This window comes from Brevundimonas sp. TSRC1-1 (assembly GCF_049898245.1).
Lineage (GTDB): Bacteria > Pseudomonadota > Alphaproteobacteria > Caulobacterales > Caulobacteraceae > Brevundimonas > Brevundimonas mediterranea_A.
Genome location: NZ_JAFCXI010000004.1, coordinates 256806 through 275778, shown reverse-complemented (window position 1 = coordinate 275778; position 18973 = coordinate 256806). Strand labels below are relative to the sequence as shown.

13 protein-coding genes and 1 riboswitch are annotated in these 18973 nt (G+C 67.3%); of the genes, 3 read left to right on the top strand and 10 right to left on the bottom strand.

Annotated elements, in window-relative coordinates; all coding sequences use genetic code 11:
* Positions 1 to 9: 9 nt before the first annotated feature.
* The 4 genes from ligD to ACP7CK_RS14875 all read right to left on the bottom strand — a co-directional run bounded on the left by ligD (position 10) and on the right by ACP7CK_RS14875 (position 6689).
* Positions 10 to 2565 carry a DNA ligase D gene (gene ligD / locus ACP7CK_RS14890; RefSeq protein ID WP_426026522.1) on the bottom strand — a complete coding sequence of 852 codons (2556 nt, stop codon included), beginning with the start codon at positions 2563 to 2565 and terminating at the stop codon, positions 10 to 12.
* 22 nt (positions 2566 to 2587) lie between these two features.
* Entirely contained in the window at positions 2588 to 3880 is a 1293-nt protein-coding gene (locus ACP7CK_RS14885; RefSeq protein ID WP_426026521.1) for a PQQ-dependent sugar dehydrogenase, read from the bottom strand.
* Positions 3880 to 4311, bottom strand: a complete 432-nt coding sequence (locus tag ACP7CK_RS14880; RefSeq protein ID WP_008262701.1) for a DUF2231 domain-containing protein — start codon at positions 4309 to 4311, stop codon at positions 3880 to 3882. The genes ACP7CK_RS14885 and ACP7CK_RS14880 overlap by 1 nt, the downstream gene beginning before the upstream one ends.
* 140 nt (positions 4312 to 4451) lie before the next feature.
* Positions 4452 to 6689 (bottom strand): TonB-dependent receptor, encoded by a 2238-nt coding sequence (locus tag ACP7CK_RS14875; RefSeq protein WP_035306368.1) that lies wholly within the window; start codon positions 6687 to 6689, stop codon positions 4452 to 4454.
* A gap of 250 nt (positions 6690 to 6939) precedes the next feature.
* Here ACP7CK_RS14875 and ACP7CK_RS14870 point away from each other — a divergent pair, with 250 nt between their 5' ends.
* Positions 6940 to 8325 carry a metallophosphoesterase gene (locus ACP7CK_RS14870; RefSeq protein WP_426026520.1) on the top strand — a complete coding sequence of 462 codons (1386 nt, stop codon included), beginning with the start codon at positions 6940 to 6942 and terminating at the stop codon, positions 8323 to 8325.
* Positions 8326 to 8374: 49 nt separating this feature from the next.
* Here the strand turns inward: ACP7CK_RS14870 and ACP7CK_RS14865 are convergent, their stop codons facing one another.
* A complete protein-coding gene (locus ACP7CK_RS14865) occupies positions 8375 to 8692 on the bottom strand; it encodes a hypothetical protein (protein ID WP_008261187.1) in 318 nt (105 codons plus the stop codon).
* A gap of 165 nt (positions 8693 to 8857) precedes the next feature.
* Between ACP7CK_RS14865 and ACP7CK_RS14860 the strand changes: the two genes are divergently transcribed.
* The gene (locus ACP7CK_RS14860) at positions 8858 to 9949 is read left to right on the top strand and encodes a sensor histidine kinase (protein ID WP_426026519.1); all 1092 of its coding nucleotides are present in this window, start codon (positions 8858 to 8860) and stop codon (positions 9947 to 9949) included.
* On the top strand, positions 9946 to 10647 hold the full coding sequence (locus tag ACP7CK_RS14855) for a VIT1/CCC1 transporter family protein (RefSeq protein ID WP_426026518.1): 702 nt from the start codon (positions 9946 to 9948) through the stop codon (positions 10645 to 10647). Before ACP7CK_RS14860 ends, ACP7CK_RS14855 begins: the two co-directional genes overlap by 4 nt.
* Before the next feature lie 26 nt (positions 10648 to 10673).
* Here ACP7CK_RS14855 and ACP7CK_RS14850 read toward each other — a convergent pair whose 3' ends face one another.
* The 5 genes from ACP7CK_RS14850 to ACP7CK_RS14830 all read right to left on the bottom strand — a co-directional run bounded on the left by ACP7CK_RS14850 (position 10674) and on the right by ACP7CK_RS14830 (position 18973).
* Entirely contained in the window at positions 10674 to 11402 is a 729-nt protein-coding gene (locus tag ACP7CK_RS14850; protein ID WP_426026517.1) for a cytochrome b/b6 domain-containing protein, read from the bottom strand.
* 229 nt (positions 11403 to 11631) lie between these two features.
* On the bottom strand, positions 11632 to 12627 hold the full coding sequence (locus ACP7CK_RS14845) for an amidohydrolase family protein (protein WP_426026516.1): 996 nt from the start codon (positions 12625 to 12627) through the stop codon (positions 11632 to 11634).
* Between the two features lie 31 nt (positions 12628 to 12658).
* The gene (locus ACP7CK_RS14840; RefSeq protein WP_426026515.1) at positions 12659 to 14599 is read right to left on the bottom strand and encodes a prolyl oligopeptidase family serine peptidase; all 1941 of its coding nucleotides are present in this window, start codon (positions 14597 to 14599) and stop codon (positions 12659 to 12661) included.
* Between the two features lie 93 nt (positions 14600 to 14692).
* Positions 14693 to 17356, bottom strand: a complete 2664-nt coding sequence (locus ACP7CK_RS14835; RefSeq protein ID WP_426026514.1) for a TonB-dependent receptor domain-containing protein — start codon at positions 17354 to 17356, stop codon at positions 14693 to 14695.
* Between the two features lie 195 nt (positions 17357 to 17551).
* A riboswitch (glycine riboswitch) is annotated at positions 17552 to 17639 on the bottom strand.
* 206 nt (positions 17640 to 17845) lie between these two features.
* Positions 17846 to 18973 (bottom strand): ABC transporter substrate-binding protein, encoded by a 1128-nt coding sequence (locus ACP7CK_RS14830; protein WP_426026513.1) that lies wholly within the window; start codon positions 18971 to 18973, stop codon positions 17846 to 17848.

The following is an 18973-nucleotide window of genomic DNA, read 5'->3' as shown; positions in this document are numbered from 1 at the left end:
CGGGGCCGCCTACAGCCCCATCGCCTTCAGCACGGGGCGCAGACTGACCTCGCCGGCGCGGAAATCCTTCCACGGGTCGGGTTTCTTGAGCAGGGCCGACGCGTCGTGCAGGGTGAAAGCCTTGGGGTCCAGCCCCGCCCGGACCTGGCCCCAGGACAGGGGAAAGGCGATCCCCGCGCCGGGCCGGGCGCGCACGGACCAGGGGGCCACCGCCGTGGCCATGCGGCCGTTGCGCAGATAGTCGATGAAAATCTTCCCGCCCCGCGCCTTCTTGGCCAGGGTGGTGGTGAACCGGTCGGGCTCGGCGCGTCGCACCTCTTCCGCGATCGCCTTGGCGAAGGCCTTGCACTGGTCCCATTCGATGCGGCTGCGGCCGTCGGAACGGATCGGGACGACGACATGAAGCCCCTTGCCCCCGGTCGTCTTGACGAAGGGATGAAGGCCCCGCTGTTCCAGTTGGGCCTTGACCGTCTTGGCGGCGGCGATGACGGCCGCGAAATCCAGACCCTCGTCGGGATCGAGGTCGAAGGTGACCTGTTCCGGCGTCTCGGGATCGCCCGGTCGACAGCCCCAGGGGTGCAGTTCCAGCCCGCCCGACTGGGCCACGGCGACCAGGCCGCCGACATCGGTCACGGCCACATAGGGATGGCGCGCCTTCACATCGATCAGCTTGAGGCGCGGATTGGACCCCGCCATCGCGTGGCGCTGAAAGAAGGTCTCGCCGCCGATGCCGTCCGGAGCGCGGATGATCGAGACGGGGCGGTCGGCGATATGGGGCAATATCCGCTCGGCCGCCGCCTCGTAGTAGCGCGCCAAATCCCCCTTGGTGATGGCGGGGCGACCCTCGTGCGCCGGCCACAGGATCTTGTCGGGATGGGACAGGGTGACGCCGGCGACGACCACCTTGCCCGAGGCGCTGCCTGAGCCGGTCTTCTTGCGACCGGCCGGATTGGCGGGCGCAGGCGGTTGCGGATCGTCCGTGACGTCACGCGCCGACTTGTCCTCGCGCAGCCCCTTGAAGGCCGCGTGGCGCAACGAACCGCCCTCGGTCATCCCGCCATGTTCCAGTTCGGCGACCAGGATCGGCCGGACCCAGTGAATCTCCTTGCCGCCGCGCGGCGCCCCCTTGCCGATGAAGGGAGAGACGTCGGCCGCCGCATCCTTCAGGGCCGGCAGCAGGGTCTTCAGCAAGGGGGCGGCGTAGCCCGTGCCGACCCGGCCGAGGTAGCGCAGCCCGCCTTCGCCCGCCACGCCGACCAGCAGGGAACGGAAGCGCGTCCCGCCTTCGGACGACCAGCCGCCGATCACCACCTCGTCGCGGCCCCGGCATTTGGACTTGACCCAGGTCGAGGATCGACCCGCCCGATAGGGGGCGTCCAGCTTCTTGGAGATCACGCCTTCCAGGTCCATGCGACAGGCGCTGTCCAGAACCGCCTGCCCGGTCGAGGCGAAGTGATCGACATAGCGCAGCCGCTTTCGCGCCTTGGCCGGAACGCGGTCGATATGGGCCTGCAGCCGCGCCTTTCGGTGCGACAGCGGCAGGTCCCGCAGATCGTCCTCGCCCTCACGCAACAGATCAAAGGCGAAATAGACCAGCTCGCTCGTCTTCTGATCCGCGATGGCCGCCTGCAGGGCCGAGAAGTCCGGCGTGTGATCCTCGCTCAGGGCGCACAGTTCGCCGTCCACCACCCCGTCGGGCCAGGTCGCCGCATCCGCCGCCAGTTCCGGAAAACGGTCGGTCCAGTCATGGCCGCGACGGGTGTAGAGCCGCGCCTCCCCGCCCCCGGTCGCCACCTGGATGCGGTAGCCGTCGAACTTGATCTCATGCACCCAGCCGGTGCCGCCCGGCGGATGGTCGGCGACCTTACACAGCTGGATCGGGACGAAGGCCGGCGGTTTCGACAGCGTCGCCTCGCTCGCCCTGGCCTTGGGTTTGGCCGGTCCCTTGCGCGCGACGGGACGAGAGGCGGTCCATTCCTTCTTCCCCTCGGATATCTGCGCCAGGCTGCGGCCCGTGGCGATGGAGGCGTCGATCTCCATATTGGCGTCGCCCTCGCCCGGCACGGCCGCCTCGTCCTTCTCCTTGATCAACAGCCAGTTGTTGCGTTTGGACGGCTTGCCGCGATCCGACTTGAGCCGCACCAGGGCCCAGCCGCCGCTGAGCCGTTCGCCGTGCAGGGTCATCTTCAGCGAGCCGCGCTTCAGCGCCGCCTCGACATCCGGCTCCTGCGGCTCCCATTCGCCGCGATCCCACAGCTGGACCGTGCCCGCGCCATAGTTGCCGGACGGAATGGTCCCCTCGAAGCTTCCATAGTCGAGCGGGTGATCCTCGACCTCGACCGCCAGGCGCTTGACGGCCGGATCGCGCGACGGGGCCTTTGTCACGGCCCACGACTTCAGCACTCCGTCATGCTCGATGCGGAAGTCGTAGTGCAGCCGTGTCGCGGCGTGCCGCTGGATCAGATAGGTCAGCCGGCCCTTGCGCGCCGCCGTGGCGGCGCCCGCGGGTTCCGGCGTGCGGGTGAAGTCCCGCTTGGCCTTATAGGTCTCCAGTCCGTTCGCCATGCCGCCCTCGTTCGACACCCGATCAGCGGCGCGGCGCGATCCGCCAGACTGTGTTGGACAGGTCGTCCGCGACCAGCAGGATGCGCCGCTGGGCGTCGAAAGTCACGCCGACCGGGCGACCGCGCGCCTCGCCGTCCTTGATGAAGCCGGTGACGAAATCGACCGGCGGACCGGCGGGACGACCGCCTGAGAAGGGCACCCAGGCGACCTTGTAGCCCGACAGGTCCTGACGGTTCCAACTGCCGTGTTCGCCGATGAAGGCGCCCTGGCTGAAGCCGCCGCCGAAGCCGCCGGCCGTCGCGAAGCTGAGACCCAGGGCGGCGACGTGCGAGCCCAGCGCATAGTCCGGGGCGACGGCGCTCTGGACCAGATCCGGGTTTTGCGGACGGACGCGCGGATCGATGTTCTGGCCCCAGTAGCTGTAGGGCCATCCGTAGAAGGCCCCTTCGCGGACCGAGGTCAGATAGTCGGGCACCAGTTGCGGCCCCAGTTCGTCGCGTTCGTTGACGACGGCCCACAGGGCGCTGGTGGTCGGTTCGATGGCCAGGGCGGTCGGATTGCGAATGCCGGTGGCGAAGGTGCGGTGCGCGCCGGTCTGGCGGTCGATGGCCCAGACGACGGCGCGGTCCTGTTCCACGGCCAGGCCGCGCTCGCCGATATTGCTGTTCGAGCCGATGCCGACATACAGGGTCTGGCCGTCCGCGCTGGCGGTCAGCGACTTGGTCCAGTGGTGGTTGATCGCCGACGGCAGCTTGGTCACTTCCTGGCGCGACGCGGTGATCCGCGTCTGGCCCGGCTGATAGTCGAACCGCACCAGGGCGCCCTGTTCGGCGACATAGAGGGCGCCGTCCACGAAGGCCATGCCGTAAGGCGCGTCCAGATTGTCGATGAAGGTGGTGCGCACCTCGGGCTGTCCGTCGCCGTTGGCGTCGCGCAACAGGGTGATGCGGTTGCCGCCCTTAACGGACGTCTTGCCCTTGGCCTTGATGACGCCGGCGATGATGTCCTTGGGCCGCAGCTTGGAGGCGTGGCCGCCCGAGCCCTCGGCGATCAGGATGTCGCCGTTTGGCAGGACCAGAATCTGACGCGGGATCTGCAGATCGGTGGCCATCGGGGTGACGACGAAGCCGTCCGGCACGGTGGGCGTTTCGCCGTCCCAGCCGATCGGCGTGGCGATCTTCATCGGCGGCACCAGAGTCTGGTTCAGGCCGGGAAGGTCGGGATTGGCGCCGGTCTGGTTCAGGTTGGGGTCGCTGCGGCTGCACCCGGCCAGGGCCAGGACGACGGCGGTCGTGCAAAGGAGCTTGTTGATCATCACGCGATCTCCCGCACGGTCGAGTTGGAATAGGCCAGCCAGCCGGCGATCAGGATCAGGACGGTCGACAGGATCGACAGGGTCAAGCCGAAGGCGCCGACGGAGCTCCAGGCGTCCTGGCTGTGCTTGAAGGCGTTGATCAGGCCCAAGACCCAGGCCAGGGCCAGGGCGGCCAGATGGATCACGGCGGCCCGTCGCGCCGGGGTGCGCCAGGACAGGGCCAGGTCGATGAGAGCCCACAGCCCGGCCAGGCCGCCGAACACCAGCGCGCCGACGATCAGCCAGGCCGAGAAGTTCGACCACTGCATCTGGGCCGTCTTCAGATAGGCGATGTCGCTGATCAGGGCGGAACTGAACAGGGCGATGGGAAAGGCCATCAGAATTCCGCGGAACGGATTCAACCTCTCACGGAAGGCGGCGACAGCGGGCATGTGAGGGTTTCCTGCGGCGTCGCCACGATACGGCGACGTCGAACCCAACACGCGGCCCGGTCTTTGGTTCATCCGATCAGGTGCGACCGGGGAGCAGAAGAACAGGCCGCCGGCGAGAACGCCGGCGGCCCGTCATCTTCTTAGAAGCGCTTGGTCAGTTGAACGCCGTAGGTGCGGGGTTCGTTGACGAAGGCGGTCAGGTTGTTGAAGTCGATGGCGCCGATGACATTCTCTTCGTCGGTGATGTTGCGAACATAGGCGGCGGCTTCCAGCCCCTTGTTCAGATCACGCCAGCCGGCGCGCAGGCCGCCTTCGAAGTTGGTGTCCACCTTGAACTCGACCGATTCATACAGGAACAGGTTGAAGTCCTTCTGCATGGCCCAGTCGGTCGAGGCGAAGAACTCGGTGTCGTCGCCCAGAGGCAGGACATAGTTCAGCGTCAGGTTGGCGGTGTATTCCGGCGCCTGCGGGAAGGGGTTGCCGTCGACATTGGCGCGACGGGTCGTGCCCACGGTGACGATGGGGTCGGTGACGGTGCAGTTCGAGCCGCAGATGGCGACCAGAAGGTTGCTGTCCTTGATCTCGGTGTGGTTCCAGGCGGCGCCGGCCGACAGGCTGAAGCCCGCGCCCAGATCGATATCGCCGTCCAGCTCCAGGCCGTAGCCTTCACCCTTGTCGGCGTTGATCAGGCGGTTGGAGTTGTCCGCGCCGCCGATGGCGGTGAACTGCATGTCGCTGACTTCGTAATAGTAGGCCGTGGCGTTGAAGCGGGCGCGACCTTCCCACAGGCGGGCCTTCAGGCCCGTCTCATAGGACATGACCGTCTCGGACTCGGCCGTGGTCAGGACCGGCAGGTTGCGGCCCTGGATCGACGGGCCGCGATACCCCTTGGCCACGCGGGCGAACAGGTTGAGGCTGTCATTGACGTCGTACAGGGCGCTGACGTCCCAGCTGACCTGCTCGTCGCCGACCGAAACGGCGCCCGTGCCGCCCGCGCCCGCGCCGGTGACGATCCGGCCCTGATAATCGCGGCTGTCGTCGGTGTAGCGCAGGCCGCCCGTCACCTTCAGGGCCTCGGTCAGCTGATAGTGCGCCTGACCGAACACCGACCAGGAGTCGGACTTCTGGGTGATGTCGGTGACCTTGGTCGGTTGAAGACCGCCGACGCCGTTGAAGGTGCCCGAGACCAGGTTGATGCGCTCATCCCAGTAGAAGGCGCCGACCTGCCAGCCGAGGCGGCCGTCGCCGTTCGAGGAGAGGCGCAGTTCATAGGTGTTCTGGCGCAGGTCGCTGGACAGGGTGCCGGTCTCGGAATTGAACGGCGTCTTGTAGGAGGCCGTCGCCGCGGCGCTGGCCACGCCGCCGTCGATGTCGCCGTCGCCCTGGGACGAACCCTGATAGGCGCCGACGATGCCGGTCAGGGTGGCGGGACCGAAGTCATAGGCGACCTGCAGCGACTCGGAAGTGGTCTTCTGCTTCTGGAAGTTGTTGCGGCCGCCGTCGTAATAGACGGTGTCGCGGTCGAAGTTGCCGTTCAGTTCGTTCGAGCCCTTGGTCAGGGCGTTGGCGCGGTTCATCGTGCCCGTGCCGTCATAATCGCGGGCCTGCAGGGTCAGCAGGGTCGACAGGCGGTCGGTGGGCTGCCAGGCGACATGGACGCGGGCGGCGACGTCGTCGAATCCGCCCAGGTCGTCACCGTTCGCATCGGCGAAGGACGGGTTGTAGGCGTTGTTGACCCAGTCGTCGCGGTGGTTCCACAGGAAGGCGCCGCGCACCTGCAGGGTCTCGGAGGCCGGCAGGGTGACGGCCGCCTCGGTGCGGGTCGAACCCAGGTTGCCGTAGGTCAGCGAACCGAAGCCGGTGAACTCGTCCGACGGCTTGACGGTGTCGATCTTGATCACGCCCGCCGGGGTGTTGCGACCGAACAGGGTGCCCTGGGGGCCGCGCAGCACTTCCAGCTGCTGCACGTCGAACAGGGGGAAGCCCTTCAGATAGACGCTTTCCAGCACCACATCGTCCAGCACCACCGAGACCGGCTGCGAGGCGGTGAAGTCGAAGTCCACGTTGCCCAGGCCGCGGATATAGAAGCGCGGGGCGTAACGGCCGTTCGAGCTTTCGACCTGAAGGCTGGGCACGCGACCCGACAGCGACAGGATGTCGGCGCCGCCGGCCGAAATGTCCTGCAGGGTCTGGGGCGTCAGGGCCGTGACGGCGAAGGGCACGTCGCGGATGTTCTCGCTGCGGCGCTGGGCGGTGACGATGATGTCGTCGACGCCGGTCGCTTCAGCGGCGGCGTCAGCGGTTTGGGCGAAGGCGGCGCCTGCGGTCAGCAGGGCGAGACCGCTGACGGTGGCGGCGAGTAGGGCTTGGCGAAGCATGCGCGTGTATCCTTGGCGACATGGGGAGGAAGCTGTCGCGCGAGCCCCTAAGGCCTCCGAAGGCGCGGCGCCAGTCGAGACCGTCGCCTGAATCTTGAACCTTTGACGACGCGGACACAGGAGCGTGACAATCGTGTCCCGAACGACGCATCCGACCGAACGCGCCATTGTACAGCTTGGCTGTGGGTGCGAAAATGAAGGCGTGCGTGACTCGGTTCCGCAACCGTATCGACACCGTTAGTATCCCCCCATGTCCTTCGTCACGCCCTCCCGTCGCCGGCTGCTTCACCTCGCTGGAGCGGCGGCCCTGACGTCCAGCCTGGCGCCCAGTCTGTCGGCCGCGACACGAAGCCCCGTCGTCGGTCGGGTGCTGGCCATAGCGGACATGCACTCCGCCTATGAACGGACCGCCCGACTTCTGGCCGCGTTCGAGGCCGAGGTCCGGTCCCAGCCGGTTCCGCATGTGATCGCCATCGACGGCGACATCTTCGAACACGGCAACGTCGTGTCCGTGCGGTCGGGCGGCGCCGTCGACTGGGCCTTCCTGGCCGAGGCGGTCCGGATCGCGCCGACCGTGGTCAATCTGGGCAATCATGACAACGACCTGACGCCGGACCTGGCCGAGGTCGTCGGCCGGTTGCGCGGCCTGGGCGTGATCGTGGTCAGCAACATCGTCGATGCGCGGACCGGCGCCGGCTATGCCCCCCCGACGGCGAGGGCGCCGTTCGGGAGCCGCTCGCTGCGGATCGTCGGCCTGGCGACCAATGCGCTGAACACCTATCCCAAGGCGTCGCGCGACCAGTTGTCCATTCCAGCGCCGGCCGAATGGGCGAACGCCCATCTGGCCGATCTGACGCGCGGCGCCGATCCGGTGCTGGTGCTGAGCCACGCCGGAGTCGTCGCCGACCGCAGCATCCTGCCCCTGCTGCCGGACGGATCCCTGATGATCGGCGGGCACGACCATCTGCTGTTCCAGCATCGCCAGGGACGCAGCGCCTACGCCCACACCGGCTCCTGGACCAACGCCTATACGGCGGCGGGCTTCCATGCGGACGGATCGGTCAGCGTCGCGTCGCATCCCATCGCCGCCGACGCCCCGTCGTCGTCCCGGCTGCAGGCCCTGATCGACGCGACCCTGGCGGAGACCCTGACGGACGCGGACCGGGCCGTTCTGGGACAAGGGGTCGAGGCCCTGTCGCTGGGCGACACCGGCCGCCGCATCGCCGCCGGTTTCGCCCAGGCGGCCGACGCCGACGCCGGCTTCATCGGCCACACCACCCTGGGCACGGGCGCACCGGCGGGGCCGATCACCCGATACATGTTCGATTCCATCGTCCGGTTCGACGGCCGGCTGATGACGGCCGAGGTGTCGCGCGCCCAGTTGGCCGGCTTCATGGCCCGCGCCAACCAGGACCGCCCCATCCCGCTGGAGCAGCGCACCGGCGACTTCCTGTACGGGGCGGTCGCCGCCGGTTCACAGGGGGCCACGGCGCGTATCGTCACGACCGACTGGTGCGCGACCAATCAGGCGGAATATTTCGGGACGACGTCGCTGGCGTTCACGCAGGTGGCGGACCTGAAGGTCAAGCCGGTCGCCCTGTCCGCCCTCATCGAAACCCCGTCGACTCCAGGCTAGAGTCTGACCAGCGACAGACCAATCCTGGAGCGGCCGTTGGCGCCGGGGCTCAGGACTGCGAAAGCCGGATCAGGGCGAAGGTCGCCGCCAGGGCGACGACCGCGCTGGTGACCATGCTGACGATGACGCTGGCGGCGGCGGGATGCGCCTCGACAGTATCGACAATCTTGTCACGGCTCATTTCGGCCGCCGCTTCGGCTTCCTCGCGCAGACGGGCGGCCGCCCGGGCGACGGCGTGCGTCGATCGGGTCACGGCCTCGGTCGCGTCCGCGCCGGTCTTCAGGGCTGCGTCCTTGAGGTGATCGCTGGCTTCGTCGGCGAGGGCCTGAAGGTCCTCGCTCAGGGTCTTGAAGGCGGACTTCGGCATGGGGAGGCTCCTTGGGTGTATGCGCCATTAAAGCCTGTTCTGCAGACGACGTCGGTGATCTGGATCAAGGTGGACGGCGTCGAGCCGGCCTAGTATGCACATGCAGCCAAGAGATCGGACCCGCTGGGTCGGACCGGCGCCAGGCCCCCTTTGGAGAGGGCCTCCATGTCGACGACCCCGCTCGCCACATCTTCGGACATCGCGCTGAATTTGGCGCTTTCGCTCATCTCCGCGTCGGTCGCGCCGGTGTTGTTGCTGGACGGCGACCTGTCCATCGTGGCCGCCAGCCAGAGCTTCCTCGAAACCTTCGACATCGGAACCGACCGGGTCGCCGGCGTGAAGATGGCCGATCTGGGCGGCGGCGAGTGGAACACGCCCCCGCTCTGGGCCCTGCTCAAGGCCACAGCCTATGGGCAGGCCGCGATCCCGGCCTACGAGATGGATCTGGCGTCGCCTTCAGGGTCCCGGCGTCTGGTCCTGAACGCCCAGCGCCTGGTTTACGGAGACGCCCAGGCGGCGGACAAGGGGTTTCGGGTTGAGGCTCACGACTTTCCGGCCGAAGCCACCGGGTTCGCGGACGCGGTCAACGGCCTGCTGGCGCGGCTCGACGAGGCGGCGACGCGCCAGGAGGCCTTCGCCGCCGACGTCGCCCATGAACTGAGGACGCCGCTGGCGGTTCTGGCCCTGGAACTCGACAGACTGGATTCCCCGGACGGGCAGAGACTGAAGCGAGATGTTTCGGCCCTGTCTCGCCTGGTCGATCAGCTGCTGATCCTGGCGCAACTGGATGCCCAGGCGGCCGCGCCGGCGGCGGCGGCGGCGGTCGATCTGAGCGAGATCGCGACGGAAGTCGTCTCGCAATACGCCGCGCTCGCCATCGACGAAGACAAGGCTCTGGCCCTGAAGATCAAGGACGCCGCAGTCGTCGAGGGCCGTCGCGAGGCGGTCGCCGCCGCGCTGCGGAATCTGGTCGAGAACGGGTTGCGGGTCACCCCGCCCGGGGGCGTGGTCACGGTGACGGCGGGTCCCGGCGCACGGCTTTCGGTGATCGACGGCGGGTCCGGGCTCGCGCCGGAACGGCTCGCCGCGCTGAGCCAGAGATATCGCCGGGGCGATCATGCCAGCCCCAGCGGCGCGGGACTGGGACTGGCCATTGTCGCACGCATAATGGCGGCCCATGGTGGCCGTATCGCGACGCGGCCGAACCAGGCTGAGCTGATCCTCGCCTTTCCTTCTGCAGACAGGAACCGACCATGAGCAGACTTGAACGCCACGCCGAACGCCATCTGGTCGCGCGCATCGGCTGGCTGCGCGCCGCCGTGCTGGGCGCCAATGACGGCCTGGTCTCGACCGCCAGCCTGATCGTCGGCGTGGCCGCCGCACAGACCGGCAAGACCGGAATCCTGGTCGCCGGCGTCGCCGGCCTGGTCGCCGGCGCCATGTCCATGGCGGCCGGCGAATATGTCTCCGTCAGCTCCCAGTCCGACACCGAGAACGCCGATCTGGCGCGTGAAACAGCCGAACTGGCGGCGGACCCGGAGGCCGAAACCCGCGAACTGGCCGGCATCTATCGCAGCCGGGGCGTCGATGAGGCGGTGTCGCTGGAGGTCGCCCGGCAGCTGATGGCTCACGACGCCCTGGGCGCCCACGCCAGGGACGAGCTGGGCATTTCGGAACAAACCACCGCCCGTCCGATCCAGGCGGCCCTGACCTCGGCGGCCACCTTCTCGCTCGGCGCCATTCTGCCGCTCGCGGTCGTGCTGGTCTCGCCCCGTTCTCTGCTGGTCGCCCTGGTGTCCGGCTCCGCCCTGATCGGCCTGGCGCTGCTGGGGGGGCTCGGCGCCCAGGCCGGGGGCGCAGGCGTCAGCAAGGCGGTCATGCGCGTCACCTTCTGGGGCGCCCTGGCCATGGCGGTGACCGCAGGGATCGGCCACCTGTTCGGAACTGTGGTCTGAAACAGGAGGGCGCGGACGGGACGTCCTCAGTCCTCGTCCGCTTCCCCCGCCTCGTCGCCCTCGCCCCTTTCACGCTTCTGATCGGCCTCTCCCGTTTCACCCGCTTCAACGCGCGCGCCCGGCGTGAAGGCGCCCGGGTCCATCCGGGTGGCGGCGTAGGCGGACCCCGCGACGACCAGAACCGCCAGGAGCACAGCCACGCGGGCGGGCGGCGCGGCGTCCTGGGCGTCGGGGAAATGGACGGTCGTCTTTCGGCCGGTGACCATCGCGCGGATCAGATTATCACGCGACAGGACCGACATTACGACCACCGCCACGACGTGCAGGGCGATCATCGCCAGCAAGACGTAGCCGATGACCTCATGCGTATCCTCGCCGCCCGTCGCCCCGGTGAAGACGGTCGCGGCCGTCAGGGCCAACAACCCCAGGACCGCGATCCCGCCCAGCGGATTATGGCCCATGGCCGCATGGACCCGGCCTGCAAACAGGCCCTTGACGTGCCCCGCCATCCTGGACGGCCGGATCAGGTTCGAGAACCGCGCATGTTCGCCGCCGACAATCCCCCAGACCAGTCTGAAGGCGATCAGGACAGCAGCCGCCCATCCTGCCGGAACGTGCCAGGCGGACAGCGCGCTGTCCTCTTCCGAGGACAGGAAGGCCAAGGCGACCGAGGCGACCAGCGTCCAATGGAACAGGCGCACGCCCGGATCCCAGACTTTTACGGTTCTTATCGAAGGCGTGGGGTGGGCTGACATGGCGGATCTCCGTTCGGACGGAAATCTGCAGGTCGAAACTGACGACGCCCTGACACCCGGCCCCCGTTTTCGCCGTCGTCATTGCACGCAGTGGCGCGCCCCCACGACCGAGTCGCCACGCGAGCGCCAGCGAACAGCGGTACGGCGTAGGCGTTGCCGAAGATGTTGGGGACGGTCAGACAGTCGGTCGAGATCACCTGGGCGCCGCGACACGGCCGTGAGGCGCGCTTCATCTCACCGCGACACGCCGGCGCCGTAGAGCCTCGGCTTCCTGTGGCGACAGCGGCAGAAGATCCATGGCCGCGTTCAGATAGCCGTCCAACGGTCCCGAAAACGGCCAGTCGGAACCTGGCGCGAAACGTTCGACGCCGATGTCGCGCATGACATCGACCAGTCGGGCCCTGTTCTCTGGCGACGTATCGGCGTCGAAGACCTGAGCCAGATCGAAGAAGAGGTCGGGAGCCATGCCGGGTTGTTCCGCCAGGATCTGGCGAAACCCTTCCAGCGCATCCCAGGTGTTCGCGTCCAGACCGCCCCAGCTGCCGGAATGGGCGATGACGACGGGCGCGCCGACCGCGTGCGGCAGGACCTGTTCGACGAAGATGCGGACGTCGCGCGCGCCATAGTCTTCGGCGCGGGTGCGCATGTGGATCATGATGGTCATCCCGGCGTCCGATGCGGCGTCGAAGACCGCCGCAAGGCGGCGGACCTGATCGGGATCGCGAAGGTCGACGCCGGAGTTGGTCAGGTGCAGCTTCAATCCCTTGGCGTAGGGCTCGTCCTTCCAGGCGGCGATTTCGGCCAGGGCGTCGGGCGCAAGCGGATTGACCGAGACGAAGGCGACCAGCCGTCCGGGGTGGGCGGCGGCCGTGGCGACGGTGAAGGCGTTGGCGTCATGAACCCGCGTCGCGGCGTCAGCCAGCGGGGGAACCATCATCGGACTTTCGGCCAGATAGGCCGTGGACATCATCCAGGCCGTCTGGACGCCCGCCTCGTCCATGTCCGCAAGCAGATCGTCGGCCGTCAGGGGTTCGACGAAGGCCGGATCGCACGCGCCGATACGCCCCGGACTGCTGCAGTAGGCCGACAGGATGTCGAGGATGGCGGGCGAATGGACGTGGACGTGATGGTCGGTGTGAACCGGGGTGCGGGGCTGCGCCGTCACGGGCGTCGCAAGCAGCGCGGCCGAAACCGCGCTCGCCGCGGCGATGCGTTTGAAGATCATCGAAGAATTTCTGAGACGCTGCGATCAGGGCTCAGCGCGCGGCGTCGCCCAGCAGTGTCTGTTTCCAGAACAACAGGCTGGTCCAGAAATAATAGTCCTCGTTCTCCTTCTTGTGGAAACCATGGCCCTCGTTCTGCGCCAGCAGATGCCAGGCCGTACCGCCGTTGCCGCGGACCGCGCTGACGATCTGATCGGCTTCGGACGCCGGCACACGGGGGTCATTGCCGCCGGTCGCGACCAACAGCGGGATGGTGATCTTGTCCACGCTGGTCAGGGGCGAGATCGCCTGAAGCTGGGCGCGTTGGGCCGGATCACGCTCGTCGCCGTATTCCACGCGCCGCAGGTCGCGGCGGTAGGATTGAGTGTTTTCCAGGAAGGTGACGAAGTTGGAGATGGCGACGTAGCAGTTCGCCCCCTTCAGCCGGTCGCTGTAATGCACCGCCGTAGCGTAGCACATATAGCCGCCGTACGAGACGCCGGTGACGGCGAAACGCGAGGCGTCCAGGTCTGGATCGACCTCCAGGGCGTCGAGGAAGGCGCCGATGTCCTTGACCGAATTCTCTCGCTGGAACGGTCCATTGTCCAGATTGACGAAGCGTGTGCCATAGCCGGACGAGCCGCGCACGTTCGGGAAGAACAGCGCCACGCCCAGTTCATTCAGCAGATAGTTCTGCGCCCCCAGGAAGTCGGGACGGGTCTGGCCTTCCGGTCCGCCGTGGATATCGACGATCAGCGGACGTTTGCCCGGAAACTTGGCGGGGTCCGGCTGATAGAGGAACCCGGACACCGGCTCGCCGTCGAAGCTCTTCACCTCAACCAGCCTGGGCTCGATGTTGATGGCGGGGTCCAGGCCGCCGGTCTCGCTGTGGGTCCACTGGGTGACCGCCAGGGTCGTCGGATCGATCGAGAAGGCGTCGCCTGACACGCGGGCGGACGACAGGCTCAAGCCAATCGCGCCCCAGGGCGCAACGTCGATGGCCGGTCCGATGCTGTAGGGGATGACGCCGTCGGGCAGGCCGGTGACGACACGCACAGCGCCGGTGGCGACATCCATGACCTTGAGCCGGGACACGCCCGCCTCGTTGACAGCATAGGCGACGAAGCTGCCGTCGGGGGACAGGGCGTAGTCGCTGACGTCCCATCGCGTTTCAGGACTGACGGGAACGAAGCCGCCCCGCTCGATCCGCCCGAGGCGCAGGAAGTCGGAATCCTTGTTCGAGGTCGCCCAGACGGCGCCGTCGTCCGCATATTTGGGATCGACATAGGAGACCTGCGCCGCCGGATCGGTCAGGGGCGTCATGCGGCCGGACGCCAGGTCCAGCTCATAGACCACGGCGTTGTTGATCGACATCCGGTTCAGGACCAGGGCCTTGGCGCCGTCGCTGGAGAAGTCGGCGATGTTCCAGCCTCCGCCGGAGACCTGCGCGACCAGGCGGTCGCTAGATGGGTCGGCGGGATCGACGACATACAGGTCCATGTCGGCGCCGTTGCGGCGGGATGAGGCGTAGCCGACCCTCTTGCCGTCCCGGCTCCAGGCGCCGAACCAGTTGCGGCTCTTGCCGTCGGTGATACGGGTCAGCCGACCGCCGGACAGTGTGTAGAGCTGATAGAATTCGTCGCCGCCATTGTCCTTCTGGACCAGCAGGGTCTGACCGGACGGCGACAGGGCGCCGGCCAGGATCGGCTCCGCCTCGAAACTGATCTGGGTTCGGGCGCCGTCAGGGCCGGTGACGAGATGAAGCTGATCAGTCGCCCCGAACCGGGTCTTGATCAGCATGGACCGGTCAGCGGCGTTCCAGCCGAGGAAGGCGGCGCGGCGCGCCTGAAGATAGGGTTGGGTCGCGGCGACCAGATCGTCGGGCACCGCCGGCAGGCCGTCCGCAACGATGGCGGCGGGCTTGGGCGCCTCAGCCAGGGCCGCAGGGGCGACGCTCAGGGCGAGCAGGAGGGCCATCGGCAGACGGGTAATCATGGAACAGACCGTGCGGTGTATGGGGGAAGCAAAAGGGGGAGGTCGCCGGCTCCCTTGGAGGAGCAGAGCCGGCGACCGGGAGCGGGGACCGAACTAGAAGCGGTACCGCGCGCCAACCGTGACGTACCGACCGATGACGTCGTAGTACGGCGAGTAGAGCGACCCGACCGGCGGGTCCTTGTCGAACAGGTTGGTCGCGTTGGCGTAGAGCTCGACACCGTTCGCACCGTAGTGGGCCAGGTCAGCCGTCAGCCCCAGATCGACATAGGTGTAGGCGTCGATGTGGTTGTTCGAGATGGCCACGGTGCTGTTGTAGTCGCCCGCCGAGATGTAGCGCGCGCGCAGGTTCGCGCCGAACACCTCGCCTTTCCAGCCGAGGCTGGCGTTGAGGCGCAGCTTGGGCACGCCCAGGCCGAACGAATAGCCCTGGGATTCGACATATTCGATCTCGGTCACGCCGTCGTCGGTGGTCAGGCTGTTCACCCAGGTGCCGACCAGACGCATGGTCACCCGCCCCGTGGCGCCCGGCACCCAGAGGTCAGCGTCCGAGGCGTAGGACGCCTCGGCGTCGATCCCGTCCGTGTGATACTCGGCCAGGTTCACGTAGGTGGACAGGGTGCGGATCAGATTGCCTCCCGCATCGCGTTCGACCTTGGAGCAGAGATCAAGGTTGCCATTGTAGCAGCGGGTGACCAGGTCCTGCGCCGCAATGGTCGTGATCACGTCATCGATCTTGATGTCGTAATAGTCCAGCGACAGGTTGAGGCCGGGAATGGACGGCGGGGCATAGGTGACGCCAAGGGTCAGGGTGTCAGCCGTCTCCGGGCGAAGGTTGGGATTTCCGCCGCCGTTGTTCAGCACATAGACCAGGGCGCCTTTCTTGGCCGGGTCGTTGAGGTTGTTCCATCCGGTCGTGGTCGTCGTGAACAGTTCAGACAGGTTGGCCGAACGGATGTCGCGCGACTGGGTCACCCGGCCCCGGAAGCCCTGGAAGAACTCGTTCGTCGCCCCGACCTTCCACGACCAGATCGAACCGGTGGTGTCGTAGTCGGAGATACGCGCGGCGGCGTTGAACTGCAGGTCGTTCAGAACCGGCAGGTCGCGGACGACGGGAACCAGGATTTCGCCGAAAGCCTCCTTGACGCTGAACTCTCCGGACATGGCCGAGAAGCTGAAGGTCTTGAAGGCCTTCGCAGCATCCAGTTCGCCGACGCGCTGGTCGGTCTGCTCCTTGCGGGCCTCAAGACCGACGGCGATCGAGACGTCGCCCGCCGGCAGGCTGAAGGGCTCGCCGCGCAGGCTGATCCCGGCCACGTCCAGCTTGGTCGTTGCGCGCTGCTGCGGGGTGCCGGTGACATAGTCGATGGCTTCCTGCGACGGGGCCCCGAGGCCGAACAGATTGATCGGCACGCAGCCGGAGTTGGCGTTGGTCAGGGTCACGCGGCAGACGGCCTGGCCGGTCGATGGATTGATGACGGAATCGACGGCGTTGGCGAACTGGGTCTTCAGCAGGAAGCCAGGCGTGTCGATGTTGTTCTCGAATTCACCGTGGCTGTAATAGGCGCCCCAGCGCCAGTTCTCGCCGAACTCGCCATCCACGGCCAGGGTCGCCTGGGTGGTCACCCGCTCGAAGTCGATCGTCGAATAGGACAGATCGGAGTTGAAACGACCGAAGGTGAAGGACGTCTGGCCGGCGGCCGCCATCTGCTGCTTGATCGTGGAAGACAGGAAGGCGTTGTCGATGCCGATGGTCAGGTCGCCGCGATCATGGTCGCCGAACCAGACATAGTTGTTCCACATGCGCGAATGACGGACATCAGCCGTGACCCGCAGCCTGTCGTTGATCTCGTAGACGGCGCTGGCCAGACCCGTGTAACGCCTCTGCGGCGTGACCAGCGGGCTCAGATCGTCGTTCGACGGACCTTCGCCGCCGATCGAATTCGTGCCGCTGACCGTGCCATAGTCGAACGGACGCAAGGAGCCGTCCGGGTTGAACACCATGCCGCGGTTCACACCCGACATGATCAGACCGCCATAGGCCGCGTTGGCGAATCCGACGTCCGGCGTCTGCGCGCCGTTGACCGTAGCCCAGCGGCCGATATTTGGGCGCGAGGCCTTCGGGATGACGCCTTCGTTGTCGAGATATTCGCCGCCGACGACGAAATGGCCGCGACCGCCGGCGAAGTCCGTGCCCCAGGCGCCTTCGAACCGTTCCTGCTCGGCGTCGTCATAGGACGAGATGCCGTATTCGGCGCCCAGCTTGCCGCCGGTGAAATAGCGGTCGATGCCGATGTTGACGACGCCGGCCACGGCGCCCGATCCCCAGGCGGCGGAGGCGCCGCCGGTGACCACGTCGACGCTCTTGACCAGGACCGACGGCACCGCGTTCAGGTCGTTCTCGCTCGACACCCGGCGTCCGTCGATCAGGACCAGGGTCCGGTTGATGCCCAGCCCCCGCAGGTCCACCGGCGCATTGCCCGCGCCGGTGTTGGTGCCGGTCGTCTGGGCCGAGGTGGTGGCGCGGAACTGGGGCATGTCGTTCAGCGCGGCCGCGATATTGGGGCGCGCGCCCACCGACAGATCCTCAGCGGTCAGGTGGATGGTCGGCGTCGGCGCTTCGAAGCCGGCGCGATCAATGCGCGAGGCGGTGACGACGATATCGTCGACCGCGGCGGTTTCCGGAGAGCCCTCCGTCTCCTGGGCTTGGACCGCCGTGGCGCAGGCCAGCAGGGCGATGGCGCTGCAATAATGGGTCAAGTGACGATTAAGACGAGACAAAGCGAGATTCCTCATGGCGACGACGCCCCTCCCCAGGGATGCCCAATGCGACTGACGCTCTTCGGCGTCCGTTCGCCCCCGCTGTCATTGGGCCTGAGAGTTTCGGGTCGTCGCCGACCCTTTCTCCTTCGGCGAGACCGCATCCCCCGGATCCGGCCTTCTCTCCAGCGTTCCTTCAGCAAGACGGTCCGTTTGCCTGAGCGTTTCCGGGGCGGTTGCGCCTTCGGCGTCGGCCGGAGCCGATCTCTCCCGCCTTGCTGGGGTGAGTAAGATCAACCCAGACCGCCCTGTCAAATCGACAAATACAGCAGTTATTTTGCGCTCAAAACAAAATACATGGTTTTATCGTGCCGGCACGAACCAGACGGACCAGATCAAGACCCCATGTTGCAAGCGACGGGCGTCCGCATGACGGCGTCGTGACAGAAAGGGAGGCTTCGGACTTAATGGACTTATCCACAGGAACGGTCAGGGAGCAGCCGGATCCGCCGGCGCTCTGACGCCGTGACGCATCGCTTCCCTCCACCGGGTGAGCAGAGTCGCGCGACGCGCCTGATCCAGATTGGCCAGCAGGGCGGGTCCCACCCGAACCGGCCGAACGCCTGGCGCGGCGGGACGGACAGGCGCATCGACATCGTCGCGGACCGGTCGAACGCCCAGGGCTCCGATCACCCGCTGGCCTTCACGCGAGAGAAGGAAGTCCAGAAACAGCCGCGCCGCATTCGGGTGGGCGGCGTTGCGCGGGATGAAGGCCACGCGTGAAACGGACAGATGATAGTCCTCAGGCGTGATCAATCCGATCTCCGGCGCGCGCGCGACCCATGACGCGCCGTACGACTGGTTCATATTATAGGCGAACGCCATCCGCCCATCGGCGATTTGACTCATCATTCTCCGCCCGGAGGTGTCCAGCCGCGGACGCTGCGCGCCCAGCGCCTCCATCAACGACCAGGCTTCAGGATAGATCTGCACGTCCGCCGAAAGCTGCATCAGGGCCACGCCGCTCCGTTCGGCGTCGTAGAGGGTGACACGACCGTCAAAGACCTCGGGGCGGGTCTTGAGCAACCGAAGCAGATCCGCATGACTGCGGGGCACGACATCGGTCGTGAGCCGGCGTCGATTATAGGCGAACACGATCGGCTCGGCCGTCAGGCCATAGCCCTGGTCGCGCCATACCGAACCGTCCGGCATGGCCGCACGATGCGGCGACCGGTAGGCTTGAGCATAGCCGTCGTTGATCAGCTTGACCTGCACGTCCATCGCCGTGCTCCAGACCAGGTCCGGCCCCTCCTGGCCCGCAGCCGCGAGCCCCCGAACCTCCTCGGCGATCCGAGTGGAGTTTTTGTCGTCCAGACGTACCCTGATCTCAGGCCAGCGACGACGAAAGGCCTCCAGCACCGGCCCCATCAAACTGGTGTTGGTGAGGATGTGAAGCGCCCCCTCGCGGCGGGCCAGCCAACGCACCCGCGGCGCCGTGCCCGCGCCCTCAGGCTCCGACGAACAACCGGCGGCGCTTAACACCGCCGCCCCTCCCGCCAGCCCGCCCGCCAGGCCCCCCGCCAGGCCTACGAGCAGATCTCGCCGATCCGTCTTCAC

Bases quoted from the DNA above. Each gene is read 5' to 3' on its own strand.
- ligD (WP_426026522.1), bottom strand. From the start codon at position 2,565: ATGGCGAACGGACTGGAGACCTATAAGGCCAAGCGGGACTTCACCCGC.
- ACP7CK_RS14885 (WP_426026521.1), bottom strand. From the start codon at position 3,880: ATGATCAACAAGCTCCTTTGCACGACCGCCGTCGTCCTGGCCCTGGCC.
- ACP7CK_RS14880 (WP_008262701.1), bottom strand. From the start codon at position 4,311: ATGCCCGCTGTCGCCGCCTTCCGTGAGAGGTTGAATCCGTTCCGCGGA.
- ACP7CK_RS14875 (WP_035306368.1), bottom strand. From the start codon at position 6,689: ATGCTTCGCCAAGCCCTACTCGCCGCCACCGTCAGCGGTCTCGCCCTG.
- ACP7CK_RS14870 (WP_426026520.1), top strand. From the start codon at position 6,940: ATGTCCTTCGTCACGCCCTCCCGTCGCCGGCTGCTTCACCTCGCTGGA.
- ACP7CK_RS14865 (WP_008261187.1), bottom strand. From the start codon at position 8,692: ATGCCGAAGTCCGCCTTCAAGACCCTGAGCGAGGACCTTCAGGCCCTC.
- ACP7CK_RS14860 (WP_426026519.1), top strand. From the start codon at position 8,858: ATGTCGACGACCCCGCTCGCCACATCTTCGGACATCGCGCTGAATTTG.
- ACP7CK_RS14855 (WP_426026518.1), top strand. From the start codon at position 9,946: ATGAGCAGACTTGAACGCCACGCCGAACGCCATCTGGTCGCGCGCATC.
- ACP7CK_RS14850 (WP_426026517.1), bottom strand. From the start codon at position 11,402: ATGTCAGCCCACCCCACGCCTTCGATAAGAACCGTAAAAGTCTGGGAT.
- ACP7CK_RS14845 (WP_426026516.1), bottom strand. From the start codon at position 12,627: ATGATCTTCAAACGCATCGCCGCGGCGAGCGCGGTTTCGGCCGCGCTG.
- ACP7CK_RS14840 (WP_426026515.1), bottom strand. From the start codon at position 14,599: ATGATTACCCGTCTGCCGATGGCCCTCCTGCTCGCCCTGAGCGTCGCC.